At 61.4% G+C, this 18536-nt stretch carries 17 protein-coding genes; 8 read left to right on the top strand and 9 right to left on the bottom strand.

Annotated features, from left to right (window positions below):
* Position 1: 1 nt before the first annotated feature.
* The 3 genes from KR52_RS07635 to KR52_RS07625 all read right to left on the bottom strand — a co-directional run bounded on the left by KR52_RS07635 (position 2) and on the right by KR52_RS07625 (position 2493).
* Complete coding sequence (locus KR52_RS07635; RefSeq protein ID WP_084221965.1) at positions 2–730, bottom strand: response regulator transcription factor; 729 nt, start codon at positions 728–730, stop codon at positions 2–4.
* 107 nt (positions 731–837) lie between these two features.
* On the bottom strand, positions 838–1257 hold the full coding sequence (locus KR52_RS07630) for a hypothetical protein (RefSeq protein ID WP_038554311.1): 420 nt from the start codon (positions 1255–1257) through the stop codon (positions 838–840).
* A 42-nt stretch (positions 1258–1299) separates the two neighbouring features.
* Positions 1300–2493: an ABC transporter substrate-binding protein gene (locus KR52_RS07625; RefSeq protein WP_253912341.1), complete on the bottom strand. Its 1194-nt coding sequence runs from the start codon at positions 2491–2493 to the stop codon at positions 1300–1302.
* Here KR52_RS07625 and KR52_RS07620 point away from each other — a divergent pair.
* Entirely contained in the window at positions 2470–3699 is a 1230-nt protein-coding gene (locus tag KR52_RS07620; protein WP_038554307.1) for a hypothetical protein, read from the top strand. The two genes, KR52_RS07625 and KR52_RS07620, sit on opposite strands and share 24 nt — an antisense overlap.
* On the opposite strand, the gene KR52_RS07615 is transcribed toward KR52_RS07620, so the two are convergent.
* Entirely contained in the window at positions 3677–5326 is a 1650-nt protein-coding gene (locus KR52_RS07615; RefSeq protein ID WP_038554304.1) for an AarF/ABC1/UbiB kinase family protein, read from the bottom strand. The genes KR52_RS07620 and KR52_RS07615 overlap by 23 nt on opposite strands.
* A gap of 49 nt (positions 5327–5375) precedes the next feature.
* On the opposite strand from KR52_RS07615, the gene KR52_RS07610 reads away from it, so the two are divergent.
* From KR52_RS07610 to KR52_RS07600, 3 genes are read left to right on the top strand one after another with little or no spacing between them, the layout of a single operon-like run.
* Positions 5376–6779 carry an aminotransferase class I/II-fold pyridoxal phosphate-dependent enzyme gene (locus KR52_RS07610; RefSeq protein ID WP_038554301.1) on the top strand — a complete coding sequence of 468 codons (1404 nt, stop codon included), beginning with the start codon at positions 5376–5378 and terminating at the stop codon, positions 6777–6779.
* Positions 6780–6825: 46 nt separating this feature from the next.
* Positions 6826–7329, top strand: coding sequence for a septal ring lytic transglycosylase RlpA family protein (locus KR52_RS07605; protein ID WP_038554297.1), 504 nt, complete (start codon positions 6826–6828; stop codon positions 7327–7329).
* 30 nt (positions 7330–7359) lie between these two features.
* Positions 7360–8226 (top strand): phosphatidate cytidylyltransferase, encoded by an 867-nt coding sequence (locus tag KR52_RS07600; protein ID WP_038557047.1) that lies wholly within the window; start codon positions 7360–7362, stop codon positions 8224–8226.
* Between the two features lie 5 nt (positions 8227–8231).
* On the opposite strand, the gene KR52_RS07595 is transcribed toward KR52_RS07600, so the two are convergent.
* The 5 genes from KR52_RS07595 to KR52_RS07575 form a co-directional block, all read right to left on the bottom strand.
* Entirely contained in the window at positions 8232–8852 is a 621-nt protein-coding gene (locus KR52_RS07595) for a DUF2993 domain-containing protein (protein ID WP_038554294.1), read from the bottom strand.
* Positions 8845–9711: an alpha/beta fold hydrolase gene (locus KR52_RS07590; RefSeq protein ID WP_038554291.1), complete on the bottom strand. Its 867-nt coding sequence runs from the start codon at positions 9709–9711 to the stop codon at positions 8845–8847. Before KR52_RS07590 ends, KR52_RS07595 begins: the two co-directional genes overlap by 8 nt.
* Positions 9708–10808, bottom strand: coding sequence for an iron-containing alcohol dehydrogenase family protein (locus KR52_RS07585; protein WP_038554288.1), 1101 nt, complete (start codon positions 10806–10808; stop codon positions 9708–9710). Before KR52_RS07585 ends, KR52_RS07590 begins: the two co-directional genes overlap by 4 nt.
* Entirely contained in the window at positions 10808–13348 is a 2541-nt protein-coding gene (locus KR52_RS07580) for an ATP-dependent Clp protease ATP-binding subunit (protein WP_038554285.1), read from the bottom strand. The genes KR52_RS07585 and KR52_RS07580 overlap by 1 nt, the downstream gene beginning before the upstream one ends.
* A gap of 176 nt (positions 13349–13524) precedes the next feature.
* Complete coding sequence (locus KR52_RS07575) at positions 13525–14043, bottom strand: GNAT family N-acetyltransferase (RefSeq protein WP_038554280.1); 519 nt, start codon at positions 14041–14043, stop codon at positions 13525–13527.
* A gap of 3 nt (positions 14044–14046) precedes the next feature.
* On the opposite strand from KR52_RS07575, the gene lysA reads away from it, so the two are divergent.
* From lysA to bioB, 4 genes are read left to right on the top strand one after another with little or no spacing between them, the layout of a single operon-like run.
* Positions 14047–15426 carry a diaminopimelate decarboxylase gene (lysA, locus tag KR52_RS07570; RefSeq protein ID WP_038554277.1) on the top strand — a complete coding sequence of 460 codons (1380 nt, stop codon included), beginning with the start codon at positions 14047–14049 and terminating at the stop codon, positions 15424–15426.
* Positions 15427–15448: 22 nt separating this feature from the next.
* On the top strand, positions 15449–16279 hold the full coding sequence (gene cdaA / locus KR52_RS07565; RefSeq protein ID WP_038554274.1) for a diadenylate cyclase CdaA: 831 nt from the start codon (positions 15449–15451) through the stop codon (positions 16277–16279).
* Positions 16276–17058 (top strand): isoprenyl transferase, encoded by a 783-nt coding sequence (locus KR52_RS07560; protein WP_038554271.1) that lies wholly within the window; start codon positions 16276–16278, stop codon positions 17056–17058. The genes cdaA and KR52_RS07560 overlap by 4 nt, the downstream gene beginning before the upstream one ends.
* On the top strand, positions 17055–18050 hold the full coding sequence (bioB, locus tag KR52_RS07555) for a biotin synthase BioB (RefSeq protein WP_038554268.1): 996 nt from the start codon (positions 17055–17057) through the stop codon (positions 18048–18050). The genes KR52_RS07560 and bioB overlap by 4 nt, the downstream gene beginning before the upstream one ends.
* Positions 18051–18536 lie beyond the last annotated feature (486 nt).

The following is an 18536-nucleotide window of genomic DNA, read 5'->3' as shown; positions in this document are numbered from 1 at the left end:
CTCAGCCGAAGCGATACCCGAAGCCGCGAACCGTACGGATCAACTTGGGGGATGAGGGCTCGTTCTCAACCTTTTCTCGCAGCCAGCGGATGTGAACATCCACGGTTTTGGTGTCACCGATGAAGTCGACACCCCAGATGTTCTCCAGCAGCTGATCGCGACTCCAGACGCGCTTGGGGTTCTGAATGAACAGCTCAAGGATCTTGTATTCCTTGGGAGAGAGGGTCAGATCCGTGTCATCCCGGGTGACCCTGCATTCACTGGGAAACAGACAAAGGTTGGCGTAAGCGAAGGAATGCGGTTGAGAAGTCGACGTCTCCGATTGACTGGACCGCCGCAGCAAGGCCCTGCAGCGTGCCACCAGCTCGCGCAGCCCAAAGGGTTTGACCAGGTAATCGTCGGCGCCGACTTCGAGACCAAGAACCCGATCAGTCTCACTGTCACGGGCGCTGATCACCAAGATCGGGGTGGTGTTGTTGATGCGACGGAGCTCGCGGCACAGATCAAGCCCCCCCAAACCCGGAAGCATCAGATCGAGCACGATCAGATCCACCGGATCTGAAGTTTCAGCGGTGATCAGATTGAGGGCTGAGGCGCCATCGGCGCAAGTTTGCACCTCGAAACCTTCTGCGCGCAGGGCCTCTCCGACTGTTTCCCGGATGCTGTCGTCGTCTTCCACCACGAGGAGTCGACGGGTGGAGACAGCCGCAGACAGGGTCGTCACGTCCAAAAGAATGGATAAGCTCCATCTTGCCTGGCCGCCAATGCCTTGTGAGCAGAACAGCGGCTTCGCTTAAGGGCTCAGATCACAAATGAAAAGGCCCAGCGAAACAAGGCTCAGAAAAATTCGTCGAAGTTGTCGAAATCAACCGCTTTGAAGTTGCCAGCTTCCACCTGCTGCATCAGGCGCTCGAGCTGAGAGAACAAGGCACCGCCGGTCAGCAGCGAGAGCAGCAGAGCCACCAGCAGGGCAGCGCCGGAGGCAAACCCGAAGATCTGAAGGCAGCAGCCGATGAAAAGGGTCACACCAATCAGGGTGCCGGCGTAGCTGAGGTTGATCTCGGCTGTGCCCAGAGGCAGCAGGGGGAGCCGGTCCTGTTTCCAGCCGTCCAGTTTGTTCTGCACCTGACGGCCGAAGGTCAGGCCGCAGAGCACACCCATCAACAAACCAATGCCAGCCAGCAGGTAAGGGGGCTGGGGCAAGGTCATCATCTGGAGCAGCTGTTCAAGCTCCTGGGCGCTGATCTCCTCAGGCATCGACGCCGTTCATGAAGGACTGCGACCTTAGCGATCCCCAGCTCAAGGTTCCCAGCTTTGTGAGCCGAGAAAGGTAAGTTCGACAAATTCGCTCGCATTGTGATCATTGGGCCCCATCTGCAGTTGGAAGCCCCCCAGATCGAGGTCACGGATCGACTCGAGAGCCTCGACGAGGGACTGACGCGTCGGGTTCTTTCCGGTGCGCTCCAGCGCTTCAGTGATCATCCGCGCCGCGAGATACCCCTCAAAACTGGTGAAGCCAAACCCCGTTGCCGGATCACGCAGCCGCAGACACCGCTGGTAGTCAGCCACGACGGGGATCCATCGATTCCAGGGGAATGGCACCACCTGAGCCACACCGATGCCATTGGTTTCACCCACCGGCATCGCCTTGTGCAGGGCCTGGGTCCCGACGAAGGACACATTCATGATCTGAGCGCTGCTTCCCTCAGCCCGTAGCGCGGTGGACAGGGCCGCCGAACTCACATAGGCAGAAACGAGAACGATTCCATTGGGATTGACCGCCATCAGATCACCAAGCGCTTTCCCCACCTGAGCTGAGTTGCGCTTCACAGTGGTGACCACCACGGGTTGAAGCCCATGGCTGCTGAGAGCGGCAAGGGCACCATCGAGACCATCCTGACCAAAGGCATCGTCCTGGTAGACGATTGCAATGCGGTGGTGGGCATCGCGCACAAGCTCGTCGACGATCGCTGCAATCTCCCGGCGGTAACTGCTGCGCATGTTGAACACCATGCGCAGGTCAGGTCGTCGCAGCAGACTGGCCCCCGTCAGCGGAGCCACCAACGGCACCTCGGCAGCTTCGAGCAACGGCAAAGCCACTTTTGTGGTGGGCGTTCCCACGTAACCGAACAAGGCCAACAGATCACGGCGTCTCAACAGCTGGCGCGTGTTGATCAGCGTCTGAGACGGCTCGTATTTGTCATCGAGACTGATCAACTTGATCTTGCGTCCGTGAATCCCTCCCGCACGGTTCACGGCTTCAAACCAGGCCAAGGCCCCGCGTCGATACTCCTGACCGAGTTGCGCCGACGGTCCGGAAAGCGGTAACGACTGCCCAAGCACCAAAACCTTGGATGATTGCCCGCTGTCAGGTGGCCGAGCGTCGACAGGGCGTGGTGACAAGAGCATCACCAGGCCACTGCTGAGTAGCGCCCAGCACGTCAGAGTGACACCAGAACGGCGCCGCAGATGGCCTCCAAGAAACAGAAGCACTGGAACATCCTTGCCGTTGTTTCAATTCTGCTCGCCGGTCTTCTGGCCTTCTCCGGCATTAACCAGCTTGATGTGGGTCGTGTCCCCAGCCGTGATGCACTGCGGTTGTCCTCAGCATCGCGGGCGCTCACGACGGACAGTCGACGAATGGCCAGTAGCGGTTGGAGTCCCCTGCGGGGTGAAAAGCTGTCCGACCAGGAGGCGGTCCTGGATCAACAGGGCCTGAACGAAGCCGCGCATCACGTGCAGGTGGGGATCTACGCCACCAGCACCTATGACCTGGATCTGAGCATCCCCAGTTACTCCTCCAACGGGTATGTCTGGATGCGATGGGGGGAGGACCTTCAGCGTTACCTGAGCGAAAGGGATCAAACGATTGAACAGGGGGTCACCCTGGTGAATGGCTTGCTCTCCGATGCCGATCCGGTCCTGACGCCGATGTCCTCGGCCCCTGTGCACAACGAGGACGGTTCGTATTACCAGCTGTTCAGCTACATCGGTCGCTTTTACATCGACAAGGCCAGCTTCAGGCACTTCCCCTTCGTGACGGTGAGCCTGCCCCTTGTCCTCGAAATGGAAGACGTGAATGGCGCACTGGACTATCCCAATTTCCGCTTCGAACCCGACATCCAGAACAGTGGGATGGGGTTGTTCGCAGGAATCATCGGCTGGCTGAACCGAGGCTGGTCCATTGCTGAATACCGCCACAACTACGCCACGAACTTCGGGCTGGGGGGAAGCGCCGATGACTACAGCCTGGTCATTTTCGACATCTCCTTCGGCACCTCCTCATGGTCGGCGTTCTGGCGATTGATCCTGCCTCTGCTGGTGGTGATGGCGATGGTTCTGCTGGTGTTCAAAGTCCGAGCAGATGAACAGGACGCACGCGCAGGAATCCCGGTCACCGTTCTGTTGACCCTGGTGTTCCTGCAGCAGACCTACCGGGACGAACTTCCTGATCTGCCTTACCTCACGTTTCTTGATCAGGTGTATGTGATCGCCTACGTGGTCACATTGCTGGCGTTCATCCTTGTGATCTTCATCGGACGACGCTATGGGGAACTGGAGGCCATGCCGGAAGGCGAGGCCAGGGATCGGAAACAGCAGCGCTTGGAGCAGCTGGATGAGCTCTGGCCCATCACTGTTGTGATCTTCAGTTCCATCAGCGTTTTTGGCTGCTGGATCACGCTGCCGCCAGGGGGTTGAGACGCTGAAGCAACCCACCGGCCAACCTGCCGGGGCCAAAGGTGCGGCCGAGCAGACCAACCAGGGCTCGCACGTCATCCGTGTGCAACCGATCATCACGGATCAGCGTCATCAACAAGCGCCGACGCAGGTCAGCACCATCGCGGCTGAGCAGCAGACGCAGACCCGCGCCGGCCACAGGGATCAGTTCCTTGCCTGGAGCGGGAGCGTCCTGACCCACCACATCCAGGAGACTTTCAAGTCGATCCAGGCGCAGGCGGCCTGATTCATCAAAGATCACCTCCAGCAGCTTCTCGCGCATTTCGCTGGTGTCTCCCGCCAGCAGTCGACGGGCCACGTAGGGATAGGCCACGGCGATGATCCGGAAGTTGGGGTCAAGACGCAGGGCCAGTCCTTCCTGACTGACGACCGCGCGGATGATCAAGGCGAAGCGCGCCGGAACCCGGAAGGGGTAATCAAACATCAGCTCCGAGAAACGATCCGTGATCGCCTTGAAGTTGAACGATCCAACCGAGTCGCCAAGGCTTCCGCCCAGAACCTCCTCAAGGGCTGGGATGATCGGCGTGAGATCAGCGGTGGGGCTGAGAAAGCCAAGGGATTGGAAGTCCCGAGCCAGCCCGGAGAAATCACGGTTGATCAGATGCACCACAGCGCCGGTCAGGGTGAGGCGGTCGCTGTCACTGATGGAATCCATCATGCCGAAGTCGACATAGCCCACATGACCGAGGTCCCCTGTTCGCCCCGGCAGGGCAAACAGGTTGCCGGGGTGCGGATCGGCGTGGAAATACCCGAATTCCAGCAGTTGCTGAAGTCCGCAGATCACACCAGTGCGGATCAGGGCTGTCGGATCGAGCCGCTTAGAGCGCAGCTCGTCACTGTCACGCATCTTGGCGCCGTCGATCCAGGTGGTGGTGAGCACCCGGGTGGAGCTGAGCATCCGCTCCACCCTCGGGATGTAAACCGCATCGTTGTCAGCGAAAAGAGCGGCAAACCTCTCGGCGTTGGCCGCCTCCATCCCATAGTCGATCTCCTCAAACAAGCTGCGGCCAAACTCGTCGATGATTCCGCCCAGCCCGAAGCCAAGGTTGAGCGGCAGCAGCGGTGCCGTCAGCACGCCCAGGGTCCGGATCAGCACCAGATCCCGCCGCAGGATGAACGTGAGGTTAGGGCGCTGCACCTTCACCGCGACCCAGTGGTTGCCCTGCAAACGGGCCTTGTAGACCTGCCCGAGACTGGCAGCGGCGATCGGCGTGTCGGGGAACTCCTCAAACAACTCCTCGGCGGGAGCACCGAGCTCTTCGCGGATGCAGGCCAGGGCGGTGGCATGGGGAAAGGCCGGCAGATCATCCTGAAGGCGGGTCAGCTCCTCCAGCCAATCCCGACGCACCAGATCGGGTCGGGTGGAGAGGGCCTGCCCCAATTTGATGAAACAAGGCCCAAGACCCGTGAGGGTGTTGAGAATCCGGCGCGCCAAACCCCGCTGAACATCAGCGTCGCTGCTGCCTCCACGCAGGAGCAGCACCAGCACCAGCCCCGCCAGGGACCACAGCACCTGAACCAGGCGCGGGATGGCGACCCAGGGACGTAGCAACAACCAGCCCAGATCCCGCCCCGGGTCGTATCGCATCGCATCGCCTGAGTACAGAGGGAGACTTTAAGGAGATCAGGCGAATTCGATGGCGCTGCTGCCCCAGCTCACCCGTCGCCTCGGTCAGCCTCTGTTTCTGCCAGCCCATGGACGGGGGGCTGCGCTTCCGGATGGACTCCGTCAGCTGTTACGCCGACGGGCTGGTCTTTGGGACCTGCCCGAACTGCCCTCCCTCGGTGGTCCGCTGGAACCGGACGGTGCCGTCGCCGCCAGCCAACGGTCCTCCGCCGCACGGATGGGTGTGGCGCGCTGCTGGTACGGGGTGAACGGGGCCACGGGGTTGCTGCAGGCCGCCCTGCTGGCCATGGTCCGCCCCGGGGAACGGGTGCTGCTCCCCCGGAATGTGCATCGCAGCCTGATCCAGGCCTGCGTTCTTGGGGATCTGCGGCCGGTGCTATTCGATCTCCCCTTTCAGAGCGACCGAGGCCAGCCTGCTCCGGTGGACGCTACCTGGATCGAACGGGTGCTGGAGGCCTTGCCCTGCGATCAAGCCCCCATCCGTGCAGCGGTTCTTGTGCACCCCACGTACCAGGGCTACGCCAATGACCCAACAGCCGTGATCCAGCGGCTGCAGCAAAGGGGCTGTTGCGTGCTTGTGGATGAAGCCCACGGCTGTCATTTCGCCGCAGGCGTGGATCATCCACTGCCCCCCAGCGCCCTGCACTGCGGCGCCGATCTCGTGGTGCATTCCCTGCAGAAATCAGCGGCAGCCCTCGCCCAAACCGCAGTGCTCTGGCTGCAGGGGGAGCGTCTGGATCCCTTGCGCGTGCAACGCAGTCTGGGCTTGCTGCAGACCACCAGTCCCAGTGCGCTGCTGCTGGCCTCCTGCGAAGAAGCGCTTCAACACTGGCGGCGCCGCAAGGGACGACGACAACTGCTGCAGCGTCTCGAGGAGGCTGAAGAGCTCGCCGATGGCCTGCGCAACAGCGGAGTTCCCCTGCTGAACAACCAGGATCCGCTTCGGCTGGTCCTGCACACGGGCAAGGCCGGGATCACCGGTCTGGCTGCCGACGATTGGTTTCTACCCAGAGGGCTGGTGGGCGAATTGCCCGAACCAGCGACCCTCACCTTCTGCCTCGGGCTGGCACGGCACCGGGGACTGGATCGCAAGATCAGACGCCACTGGCATGGACTGCTGCGCGCCTGCCCCGATCGCAAGCCCCTGCCGCCCCTTGAAGCGCCTCCGCTTCCGCTGGTGACCACCACAGACGAGTCACCCAGCCAAGCCTGGCATGCCGAGCGTCACCGGGTGGCGTTGAAGGAGGCGGAGGGATGCGTGGCGGCTGAATTGCTCTGTCCTTACCCCCCTGGCATCCCGCTGCTGATTCCCGGTGAACGTCTTGATCGAGCCAGGCAGGGGTGGCTTAAACGCCAGCAGCTGTTGTGGGGAGACCAGATTCCAGACACCTTGTCTGTGATCAACAAGGGGTGAAATCCAGCACCAGAGCCGCTTCAATCCAGGCATTCGGCTGTCGTGGATGAAAGCTCAGGCCTGGCTGGTGTTGGCGCTGCTGCTTGTCCCCTCCGTAGGGGCCAGCCCCAATGCCGAAGAATTCGTGATCGAGCCCATTCAGGACAGCGAAGAGATCACAGGGCTCCAGAAAGCTGCCTCGATCAAGCCCTTGCCAGCCTCTCCCCCCAGAACGACTGCCGAACACAACCCCGTACCCAGCAAGCTGATCCAGGTGGTTCAGGGCGCCGCAAGCTGGTACGGGCCGGGGTTTTACGGTCGCAAAACTGCCAATGGCGAGCGCTTCCGCAAGGGGACTCTGACGGCAGCTCATCGCACGCTCCCCTTCGGAACCAAGGTGCGTGTCACCAACCTGAGCAATGGTCGAAGTGTGGTGGTGCGGATCAACGACCGTGGACCGTTTCGCTACCACCGGGTGATCGATCTCGCCCATGGCGCCGCATCCCAACTCAGAATGATGCAGGCGGGGGAAGTGCCGGTGAAGCTCGAAATCCTCGCTAAGGACGATTGATAGCCTGATTTGAGGAAGCCTCCCATCAGCGTGATCCGTGAGGTTGCCTTCGATCAGAGCCAGGCGCCAGCGGCCGGTGCAGCCCTGCGCAAACGGCTGATCAGTGGCCTGGGTGTGGGCGGTTTTGGACTGCTGGTGGTGAGCCTGGGGGGGTGGTGGTTCACCGCCGCGCTGGGGGGAATGGTGCATCTCGGCCTGCTCGAGTTCTTCCGGATGGCGCAATTCAAGGGAATTCGCCCCGCCACCAAAACCACCCTGGTGGCCTGTCAACTGCTGCTGTTCACCACCCAATGGGCCATTCAGGGCGGGCTACCGCCTGACGTGTCCCATGCCGTCCTGCCCCTGTCTGGAGCAGCCATTTGTGGTTGGCTGCTGTTGCAACCGGTGACAGGGTCGATCGCTGACATCGCAGCATCGATTTTCGGCTTGTTCTACCTCGGCTTTCTGCCCAGTCATTGGCTGAGCCTTCGGGGTCTGAACGACGGGTGGGCGATCACCCTCTCGGCCTGCCTGATGATCGTGGCCACCGACATCGGCTCATGGGCCGTGGGGCGCCGATACGGCCGTAGGCCCCTGTCGCCAATCTCCCCCGGCAAAACCATCGAAGGGGCCATCGGTGGATTCCTCTCGGCGATGCTGATGGGCCTGATCTGCGGCCAGCTGATGGGCTGGGTGTTGTATGGCCTGCCGGGCCTACTGCTGGGAGCACTGATCGCTCTGTTCGCCTTGGTGGGAGACCTGACGGAATCGATGATGAAACGTGATGCAGGCGTGAAGGATTCCGGTGATGTGCTTCCCGGCCATGGCGGAATCCTGGACCGGATCGACAGCTATCTGTTCACCCCGGCCGTGGTCTACTACGCGATCGCCCTGTGCCGACCGCTGCTGTCTCCATGACCCGGCTAAGGCGTGACACTGGCCTTGCCTTTCAGGGCCAACTGCCCCCCCCCCAGCTGCGCAGACTCGATTTGGATGGCGGGATCCATGGGCAGCAAGGAGAAGGGTTCATCGGCGGTCTCCGGCCGGAAACACAAGGTGCCCTGCTCAGCCTGGAGGCGGAAGCGACGGCAAACAGGGTCCTGAAGGGCCGTGACAGGCACCTGCAACTCGAGCAGATCCGCGTTGATGCGCAGTGCCCCCAACGGACTGAGACCCATCAGTTGCTCGGCCATCCAATCGCCCAACCAACGCCAGGGTTCCTTCAGCAAAGCTGTGTTGAGCTGACGACCGTTGAAGCTCACCTCGCCCTCCACCTGGAACGGCTGCTGCAAGGCCAGCATCTGACCCGGACTCAGCAACTTCATGTCCACCGCGATCGGACCACTGCACAACTCCACGCTCTGCAAGGGCAACCCCTGGAAACAGACATCCCTCGCCTTCAGGGTCACGCCATCCAGACGCCCCCGTAGCAGGGACCAGGTGGAGCCGTTCAGGGCCAGTTCGAGGCTGCCGAGGCTGTCGCATTGGCTGCGAATCCAACGGCGCAGGGCCCCTGCCAGCACATTGAGAACCGGATCAGCCATGGGGCAACAGCGCATGACAACGCTCAGCCACCTTGCTGGGCTGATCGATATGGGGGAGGTGGCCGCAGGAGGGGAAGGTCTCCACAGGATGATCCAGCAAGGCCTGAAGCGCCTGTTTCTGCGGAGCACGCAGAATCCGATCATTCTCCCCCCAGATCACATGCAGTGATTGGGAGGGCAGGGGGTCGCCACATCCAGCGAAACCACCACTGCGGGCAAAGGCCGCCAACGCCTCAGCCCAGCCAGGGCATTGAAGGTGCAGTGACGCAATTTGCTCTTCCGGAGCGCCCACATCGGCATCGGGATCGGCAAAAGCCTGGCGACACAGCCCCCGCCGCACACCAGGGCGACCCAGAAACCAGGCCCCAAAACGATCCAGCAAGGGGGGCACAGGCATCGGACGCCCCGTGAGACCGGCTGGAGCCAGAAGGAGAAGAGAACCCACCTGCTCGGGGTGACGCCGGGCCGATTCCACGGCCACGGAGCCACCCATCGAAGCACCAATCAATCCCACAGGAGCCTCGGTGGGAAGCCGCTTCAGCAGGGCATCGAGGTGCCGCAACACAGGCTCTGGCCCGTAGGTCAGGCCCAGGGGACGCGGCGAGAAACCAAAACCGAACAGATCGGGGATGAACAGCTGAAAGCGATCGGCCAGGAGGGGAGCCAGGCGCCGGTATTCGAGAAAACTGCTGTCGAAACCATGCAGCAGCAACAACGGAGAGCCTTGGCCAAGCACCGCCACTGGGAAGGGATCATCCACACCCAGACCAGGCAGATTCCACCACTGCACCTGATCAGCAAGACATTCGGCCTGCGGGTCAAGCAGAGCCGGCCGCAATTGATCCAGAAGCGTCTTCAAAGGTTGATGGGGCTGAGTTCCGCAGCACCCACAAGGGCCTCCAGCAAAGCACCAGGCGTCACAGCGAAGGGCAAATGATGCAGATCGGAACCCTCGCGGCAGGCGAAGCGACACACCTCCTGCAACTCACTGAGACTGGCCTGGACCAGACCCAGATCATCCAGGCTGACAGGCAAGCCCAGCTGCCGCAGCAGAGGCAAGAGCTGACGGTGCGCCTGGCCTGCAAGCCGGTTGCCACCCAAACGTTCCTCCAGGCGGAGCTGCACAAGAATGCCGAAACCCACCTTCTCGCCATGCAGAACGTGGTGACAGGCCTCCAGCTGGGTGAGGCCGTTGTGAACGGCGTGGGCCGCGACCGTGCGGCAACGGGCGCCGCCGAGCCCCCCCATCACCCCGGCGGTGAGGGCACAGGCTTCGGCGGTGCGCACCCAGGCTTCACTGCCTGGATCCTGCAGCGCCGCGAGGCTGTCGATCAGCAGTTGATCCCTAAGCACCCGAGCCATCTGCACGGCCTGCTGCACCAGACCATCAACGCTGTCGCCACTGCTCACCGAGGCTTCGTACCACTTGGCCAGGGCATCAGCGACACCACTGGCCAAGGTGCGCGGTGGCGCCTGGCGCACCAGGCCGTGATCGAAGACCAGAAGATCGGGGCAGCGATCGAGCGCCACATCCCTTTCGAAAGCACCTTGAGCGGAATAGATGTTGGCCAAGGCCGTCCAGCCTGCACAGGTGGAGGCGCTCAGCGGCACGGTGATGCAGGGAAGGGAAAGGCGGTGGGCCAGCAACTTGCCGGCGTCCAGCACTTTTCCGCCCCCAGCGGCCAGAACGGCGTCACAGCCCTGGGCGTCCGCAGCCACCCTCTGGAGATCCTGCTCACAGCAGTCGAATTGGAGCTGAGCCTGAAGGGGGTTGAGCCCCTGGGCCTTGAGATCCGACACCAAGCACCGACGCTGATCCGCAGTGGAAGAACTGCGGCCCAGCACCAGCGGAGATGAACAGAGAGATTTGATCTGAGGCAAGGCCTCATCCCAGGCCCCATCCCCCCGCACAACAGTGGCGGGGGCAATGGCATGGGACGAGATGGATGGAACCATCAGACGCTGGCACCGGCGAGTTGCGGTGCTGTGTCCACCTGACCTTTGTGGCGGACCACCACCTTCTTGTTCTCATCGACATCAACTTCGGCATGGTCACCGTCCTTGATGCGACCCGACAGCACCTCTTCAGCGAGTGAATCCTCGAGAAGACGCATAACGGCACGACGCAGCGGACGTGCTCCGTAGGCGGGGTTGTAACCCTCTTCCACCAGGCGCTCCTTGAACGCATCGGACACCGTAAGGGTGATCCCCTTATCGCCCATGCGACCAAAGACCTCCTTGAGCATGATCTCGGCAATCTGCTTGACCTCCTCGCGGTTGAGTTGACGGAAGACGATGATTTCGTCGAGACGGTTGAGGAATTCAGGTCGGAAATACTGCTTGAGCTCCTCATTCACCAGGGAACGGATCCGGGTGTACTGCGACTCTTCTGCGCTTTCACCGGAGAACTCGAAGCCAAGGCCGCCGCCTCCCTTCTCGATCACCTTCGAACCGATGTTCGAGGTCATGATGATCAAAGTGTTCTTGAAGTCGACCGTTCGTCCCTTTGAATCGGTCAGACGACCGTCCTCAAGAAGCTGCAGGAGCAGGTTGAACACATCAGGGTGCGCTTTTTCGATCTCATCGAAAAGCACGACGGTGTAAGGCCGACGACGCACCGCCTCGGTGAGCTGACCGCCTTCGTTGAAGCCCACATAACCCGGAGGCGACCCGATCAGCTTGCTGACCGTGTGGCGCTCCATAAATTCCGACATGTCGAGGCGGATCATCGCCTCCTCGCTGCCGAAGAAGTAGGTGGCCAGAGCTTTGGTGAGCTCGGTTTTACCGACACCGGTGGGGCCGGAGAAGATGAAGCTGGCGATCGGGCGGTTCGGGTTCTTCAAGCCAACTCGGGCACGGCGGATGGCCTTGGACACCGCCTTGACGGCTTCATCCTGGCCGATCAGACGCTTATGGAGGGTTTCCTCCATGTTCAACAGCTTGACCGACTCGCTCTCGGTGAGCTTCTGCACCGGAACACCGGTCCAGGAGGCAACGATCTGGGCAATGTCTTCCTCATTCACCATCGGTGAGCTGTCTGAGGCCGCCGTCTCGGTGGACGCCGTTTCACCGGATTCAGGAATGGCGTCGGCTTTGGCCTCGTCTTTATTCGCCTGAAGCAGAGAACGGATCTGCTCACGCAGTTCCACTTCCTTCTCGCGCAGTTCACCGGCCTTGGTGAAGTCCTGATCGCGGACGGCATCCTCCTTTTCCTTCTGAACAGAACGAAGCTCCTTGTCGACTTCCTTCGCTGCGGGGGGCAGCTTCGAATTGAGCAGACGCACCCTGGAACCGGCTTCATCGATCAAGTCGATGGCCTTGTCGGGCAGGAAGCGGTCCGAGATGTAGCGATCACCCAGGGTTGCTGCAGCAACAAGGGCATCGTCGGTGATCTTGAGGCGGTGGTGCTGCTCGTAACGCTCGCGAAGGCCGCGAAGAATTTCGATGGTGTCGTCAATGGATGGCTCACCCACATTCACCGGCTGGAAGCGGCGCTCCAGTGCGGCATCCCGTTCGATGTGCTTGCGGTACTCGTCGAGGGTGGTGGCGCCGATGCACTGGAGCTCGCCACGAGCAAGAGCCGGCTTGAGGATGTTGGCGGCGTCGATCGCCCCCTCAGCCGCGCCGGCACCAATCAAGGTATGCACCTCGTCGATCACGAGGATCACGTTCCCGGCCGCCTTGATCTCCTCCATGATTTTCTTAAGACGCTCTTCGAACTCACCGCGGTACTTGGTGCCGGCCACCAACAGGCCGATATCAAGCGTGAGGACGCGCTTGTCTTCGAGAATGTCCGGAATGTCGCCCTGCTGAATGCGTTGTGCCAGACCCTCAGCGATAGCGGTCTTGCCAACGCCCGGTTCGCCGATCAACACGGGATTGTTCTTGGTGCGGCGACCCAGGATCTGGATGACGCGATCGATCTCGTTGTGACGACCGACAACGGGATCAAGCTTCGCCTCGGTGGCCAGCTGCGTGAGGTTATTGCCGAACTCGTCGAGAGTTGGAGTCTTGGTGGAACCCTTGGCACCACCACCACCGCCACCGGCAGACACCTCAGCGGTTTCACCCAGCATGCGGATCACCTGAGTGCGCACCTTGGCCAGATCGACGCCGAGGTTCTCCAGAACCCGGGCTGCTACTCCTTCACCTTCTCGAATCAGGCCGAGCAAAAGATGTTCAGTGCCGATGTAGTTGTGACCGAGCTGCCTGGCTTCTTCCAGAGACAGCTCGAGAACCCTTTTGGCTCGGGGAGTGAAGGGAATCTCGACGGCGACAAAACCTGACCCGCGTCCGATGATTTTTTCAACCTCCACACGGGCATCCTTGAGATTGACGCCCATGGATTTGAGAACCTTGGCAGCCACACCTGTCCCTTCGCCGATCAGGCCAAGGAGTATTTGTTCGGTACCGACGAAGTTGTGACCAAGTCTGCGAGCCTCTTCTTGGGCAAGCATGATCACCTTGATGGCCTTCTCGGTGAAGCGTTCGAACATCGCTGGGCCAATGCAGTGATGGGACCAAGCTATCAGGGTTAAGGCATCACTGCGATGGTTCGGTTTGTACGGTCACTTGCCAGTCTGAGACTGGTTTGAAGCGCATGAAAAATAACAATGAACCCCGCAAGATTCACTGATTTTTGTGTCTTCCACGGACGGAAAACCGAACAACATCAGCCCACTGACGTTGACGAGGGCGGAGACGGGATGCGACACCACTGAATAAAGGCATCGCGACCATCGGAGTAGTACCCGGGCCGGGTGCCTGCAGTGCGGAAACCGGTCCTGGCGTAGAGGGCCAAAGCGGCAACGTTGTCGCTTGCCACCTCGAGAGTCGCGTGCACAGCGCCCTGCTGTCGTGCCCGTTGCAACAGTGCTTGCAAAAGCAGACCTCCATGGCCGCAGCGACGTCTGTCGGGATCCACGGCCACAGCAGTGATGTGCAGTTCATCGGCCACCATCCACCCGCAGGCCACCGCCAACAGGGTGGTGTTGGGGTGCACAAGACCCATGCAGAGGCGCCGCGGATCGTCCAGCTCACGGTGCCATTGCTCAGCCGTCCACAGTCCATTGAGCGCGCGCTGATCCAGAGCCAGACAGGCCTGCTGCCACGAAGGGTCCAGACGCAGGATGCGCGGCGTCGAGGCACCCTCAGCAGGGTCGATTCCTAGATTGCCCTCCGACGCCGCCACTCCGTGACCCCAACCATCACCAGTCAACGGCCCTTTGAGGTCAACCGGGACACGGCGAGCCCCAACCGCAACCTGACACCGATCACCACCGAACTCGACGGTTCCGACCGCCTGGTGGTAGGGGGGTGCCATCTCAGCGATCTGGCGAAGCGTTACGGCACACCGTTGTACGTCTTGGACGAGGCGACCGTACGGGCGACCTGCAGGGCCTACCGCCAGGCCCTTGACAAGCACTACTCAGGTCCGTCGCTGCCGATCTATGCCTCCAAGGCCAACAGCTCCCTGGTGATGAGCAGCCTGGTGGCCTCCGAGGGCTTGGGCCTGGATGCTGTTTCCGCCGGTGAACTGCTGACGGCGCTGCGGGGAGGGATGCCCGGGGAGCGAATGGTGCTGCACGGCAACAACAAATCCGACGATGAACTGCTGCTCGCCTACGCCAACAACGTCACGATCGTGGTGGATAACCAACACGATCTCGATCGCCTGGCCCAGCTGGTGCCCACAGAGAAGCCACCGGCACGCCTGATGCTGCGCTTTACCCCCGGCATCGAGTGCCATACGCACGAATACATCCGCACGGGACACCTGGACAGCAAGTTCGGCTTTGATCCCGAACAGGTGGAGCCGGTGCTGCGCAGCCTGGTCGGACAACCCTGGGCTCGACTCACCGGCCTGCACGCCCACATCGGATCCCAGATCTTTGAACTCGAACCCCACCGGGATCTGGCCGCAGTCATGGCCGATAAAATGAAGCTGGCCCGCGATCTCGGCCATCCCGTGACCGACCTCAACATCGGGGGCGGTCTTGGCATTCGCTACGTGGAATCCGATGATCCGCCGAGCATTGAGCAGTGGATCCAGGTGGTGTCCGAAGCCGTCACTGAGGCCTGCCGTGAGCGTGGGCTCGAATTGCCACGGTTGATGTGTGAACCGGGGCGCTCCCTGGTGGCGACCGCTGGGGTGACCCTCTACACGGTTGGTTCGCGCAAAACGATCCCCAACGTGCGTACTTACGTGGCCATCGACGGTGGCATGAGCGACAACCCCCGCCCCATCACCTACCAATCGCTCTACACCTGCTGCCTGGCCGATCGACCCCTGGCCAACACAGACGAAAGCGTGAACCTGGTGGGCAAACACTGTGAGTCGGGCGATGTACTGCTCAAGGACCTTCCCCTGCCCACCACTGAGAGCGGAGACGTTGTCGCTGTGTTTGCCACCGGTGCCTACAACGCCTCGATGAGTTCGAACTACAACCGGATCCCAAGGCCCGCTGCAGTTCTGGTGCACGAAGGGTCAGCGGAGCTGGTGCAGAAACGGGAGCAGCCGGATGACCTGCTGCGCTACGACGTTTTGCCGGAACGATTCAACGCGGTACGTTGAGATCAGCGGTGCAAAGGGCTGAGTGAACGTGATGGCGGTGGTGGATCCGCGCCTGGTGCTCGACATCCTCTTTGCCTCCTCCATCGGCTTTCTTCTGTTCTCGCGTGTCAACGAACAGCGCACCCTCTGGCTGCTTCGTGGCTGGTTGTTTCTGGTGGCGATGGCCTGGTTTGTCCAGCGCTTCGCAAACCTGCCTCTCACCACAAAGCTGGTCGACGCGCTCGTCATGGCCTGTTCGCTGTCTCTGGCCATCCTTTGGCAAGGGGAGCTGCGTCGGTTGATGGAGCTCCTGGGGACCGGTCGTCTGGCCGTGTTATTGGGCAATCCCCAGAAAGAGTTCCGCGCTTCGGCGGGCACCGTCAACCAGATCACCGAGGCCGCAGGCCGCCTGTCGCAGCTGCGACGTGGGGCCTTGATCGTGGTGGACCTGGGAAGCGACCTGAGGCCTGAGGACTTTCTCAATCCCGGCATTCCCATTGGTGCTGTGCTGAGTCGCGAGCTGATGCTCAACCTGTTTGCCGCCGACACGCCCCTCCACGACGGTGCGGTGCTGGTGCGGGGCAATCGAATCGAGTCGGCAGGGGTGATTCTTCCTCTGTCGAGGCACAGCGTGAGCCGTTTCGGCACCCGTCATCTAGCGGCCCTCGGCATCACCGAACGTTTCGATCGCTGCATCTGCATCGTGGTGTCGGAAGAAACCGGGACGCTGTCGCTAGCGAACCAGGGCAAGCTGGAACGACCGATCACCAGTTCACGCCTCAAGGAATTGCTGCAGGAGCTTTTCAGTACTGCTGAATCGATGCCGCCGGCACGACGTACGGTGGGTAATGCTTCGTCCGAATCGCTGTCTTGAGCCGCCCTCCGGCCACCGGCACTGACAGGACCGATCGTTCGCTACCTCCAGCGAACCTCGATCCTGACCGGCTGCCGCAGCACGTTGCCTTGATCATGGATGGCAACGGTCGCTGGGCCGAATCACGTGGTTTGCCCCGGATGATGGGGCACCGTGCTGGCGTCGAAGCTCTGAAATCCACCCTGCGGCTCTGCAGCGACTGGGGCATCCAGGCCTTGACGGCCTACGCCTTCTCCACGGAGAACTGGTCACGCCCGGGGGAGGAAGTGAATTTCCTGATGACCCTGTTCGAACGGGTCCTGCAGGCCGAACTCAAGGCCCTGGAAGCGGAGCAGGTGCGTATCCGGTTTCTTGGTGATCTGGAAGCCCTGCCCCAGAAATTGCAGCAGTTGATCGCCGAGGCCACGACCAGCACTGCATCCAACACAGGCATTCACTTCAACGTGTGCACCAACTACGGCGGACGACGGGAACTGGTGCTGGCCGCTCAGCGCCTGGCCCGACGCGCTGCGGCAGGGGAACTCGATCCCGACGACATCGACGAGAACAGCATCGGAGCCGAATTGTTCACCGCTGGGGAGCAGGATCCCGATCTGTTGATCCGCACCAGTGGTGAACACCGCATCAGCAATTTTCTGCTCTGGCAGCTGGCTTACGCGGAGATCCACGTCACCGATGTGCTGTGGCCCGACTTCAATGCCATGGCGTTGAAAGAGGCCCTGCTCGATTTCCAACGCCGCAACCGCCGCTTCGGTGGCCTCGATCCGATCAGCCCATGACGCTCTGCATTCGCCACGACTGGACCACGGAGGAGATCCAGACGCTGCTGGAGCTCCCTTTGATGGAGCTGCTCTGGCGTGCACAGACCGTGCATCGGGAAGCCAATCCGGGCTATCACGTTCAGCTGGCCTCACTGCTGAGCGTGAAAACCGGTGGCTGCGAAGAGGATTGCGCCTATTGCTCCCAATCGATCCACAACAGCAGTGACATCACGGCATTCGAAGCACAGATGCAGGTGGAACCGGTGCTGCAGCGCGCCCATGCCGCCAAGGAGGCCGGCGCTGACCGCTTCTGCATGGGCTGGGCCTGGCGGGAGATCCGCGACGGCGCCCCCTTTGAAGCGATGCTCGAAATGGTGCGGGGCGTTCGCGGCATGGGAATGGAAGCCTGCGTGACCGCCGGGATGCTCACTGATCAACAGGCGAAACGGTTGGCCGATGCCGGGCTGACGGCCTACAACCACAACCTGGACACCAGCCCCGAGCACTACGACCGGATCATCTCCACTCGCACGTATCAGGAACGCCTGGAGACCCTGCAACGGGTTCGAAATGCAGGTGTCACGCTCTGCTGCGGCGGCATCATCGGCATGGGCGAAACCCTGCGGGATCGGGCCTCGATGCTGCAGGTGCTGGCCAGCATGACCCCCCACCCCGAAAGCGTGCCGGTGAACGGACTGGTGGCAGTGGAGGGCACCAAATTGGAGGACCAAGCTCCATTCGAACCACTTGAGCTGGTGCGGATGGTGGCGACCGCCAGAATCCTGATGCCCCGTGCGCGGGTGCGTTTGAGCGCTGGACGTGCATCGATGAGCCGGGAAGCCCAGATCCTCTGCCTCCAAGCCGGTGCCGATTCGATTTTCTATGGCGATGTTCTGCTCACGACGGGCAATCCGGATGTGGAAGCCGACCGCCAACTTCTCGCCGATGCCGGAGTCACGGCCAACTGGCAGAACGAGGAAGCCTCTGCCGCCAGTTGCTCTCCCCCCTAACCAGCTGTGCTGGTTGGGGCGAAGGGTGAACAGCCAGCCCCAGCCCTCTACGAGGTGCTGGGTCCGGATGGCATCGACCACTAGGCCACTCAGGATGAATGCTTAGACAGCAACCAACCAGGCCTTGATCGGATCTCAGAACGTTCGAATCGGATCGACGTCAAACCATCTCCATCACGTGGGTGAACGCTGAATCGAGATGGCTTGAACGACGAGAGGCAAAGGCTGACCAGCAGACCCTTGTAACAATCCTTCCACTGTCACATGAGGAGGCCCGGCGCAGGGCTAGACCGGAAACAGACCTCCGATGAGAAGCCGTGATTGATCCCATCATCCTTCCATCACTGTTTGGCCTGTTTGTTCTGTCGGTGATCCTTGAGGTCATCAAAGACGACCGGGAGCGTCATCACCATCGCCGTCTGTGAGAACTGACCGGGCTCAAGGGCCACCAAGCTCGAGCAGGTTCTTGAATCCACTCAACTCCAA

It is taken from the genome of Synechococcus sp. KORDI-52, assembly GCF_000737595.1.
GTDB lineage: Bacteria > Cyanobacteriota > Cyanobacteriia > PCC-6307 > Cyanobiaceae > Parasynechococcus.
Note: the sequence above shows the minus strand (reverse complement) of the source record. Positions and strands in the feature narration are given on the sequence as shown.

What these genes read in the sequence shown, in the direction of transcription:
- KR52_RS07630 (WP_038554311.1), bottom strand. Translation starts at nt 1,257, where the DNA reads ATGCCTGAGGAGATCAGCGCCCAGGAGCTTGAACAGCTGCTCCAGATG.
- KR52_RS07620 (WP_038554307.1), top strand. Translation starts at nt 2,470, where the DNA reads ATGGCCTCCAAGAAACAGAAGCACTGGAACATCCTTGCCGTTGTTTCA.
- KR52_RS07615 (WP_038554304.1), bottom strand. Translation starts at nt 5,326, where the DNA reads ATGCGATACGACCCGGGGCGGGATCTGGGCTGGTTGTTGCTACGTCCC.
- KR52_RS07610 (WP_038554301.1), top strand. Translation starts at nt 5,376, where the DNA reads ATGGCGCTGCTGCCCCAGCTCACCCGTCGCCTCGGTCAGCCTCTGTTT.
- KR52_RS07605 (WP_038554297.1), top strand. Translation starts at nt 6,826, where the DNA reads ATGAAAGCTCAGGCCTGGCTGGTGTTGGCGCTGCTGCTTGTCCCCTCC.
- KR52_RS07595 (WP_038554294.1), bottom strand. Translation starts at nt 8,852, where the DNA reads ATGGCTGATCCGGTTCTCAATGTGCTGGCAGGGGCCCTGCGCCGTTGG.
- KR52_RS07585 (WP_038554288.1), bottom strand. Translation starts at nt 10,808, where the DNA reads ATGGTTCCATCCATCTCGTCCCATGCCATTGCCCCCGCCACTGTTGTG.
- KR52_RS07580 (WP_038554285.1), bottom strand. Translation starts at nt 13,348, where the DNA reads ATGTTCGAACGCTTCACCGAGAAGGCCATCAAGGTGATCATGCTTGCC.
- bioB (WP_038554268.1), top strand. Translation starts at nt 17,055, where the DNA reads ATGACGCTCTGCATTCGCCACGACTGGACCACGGAGGAGATCCAGACG.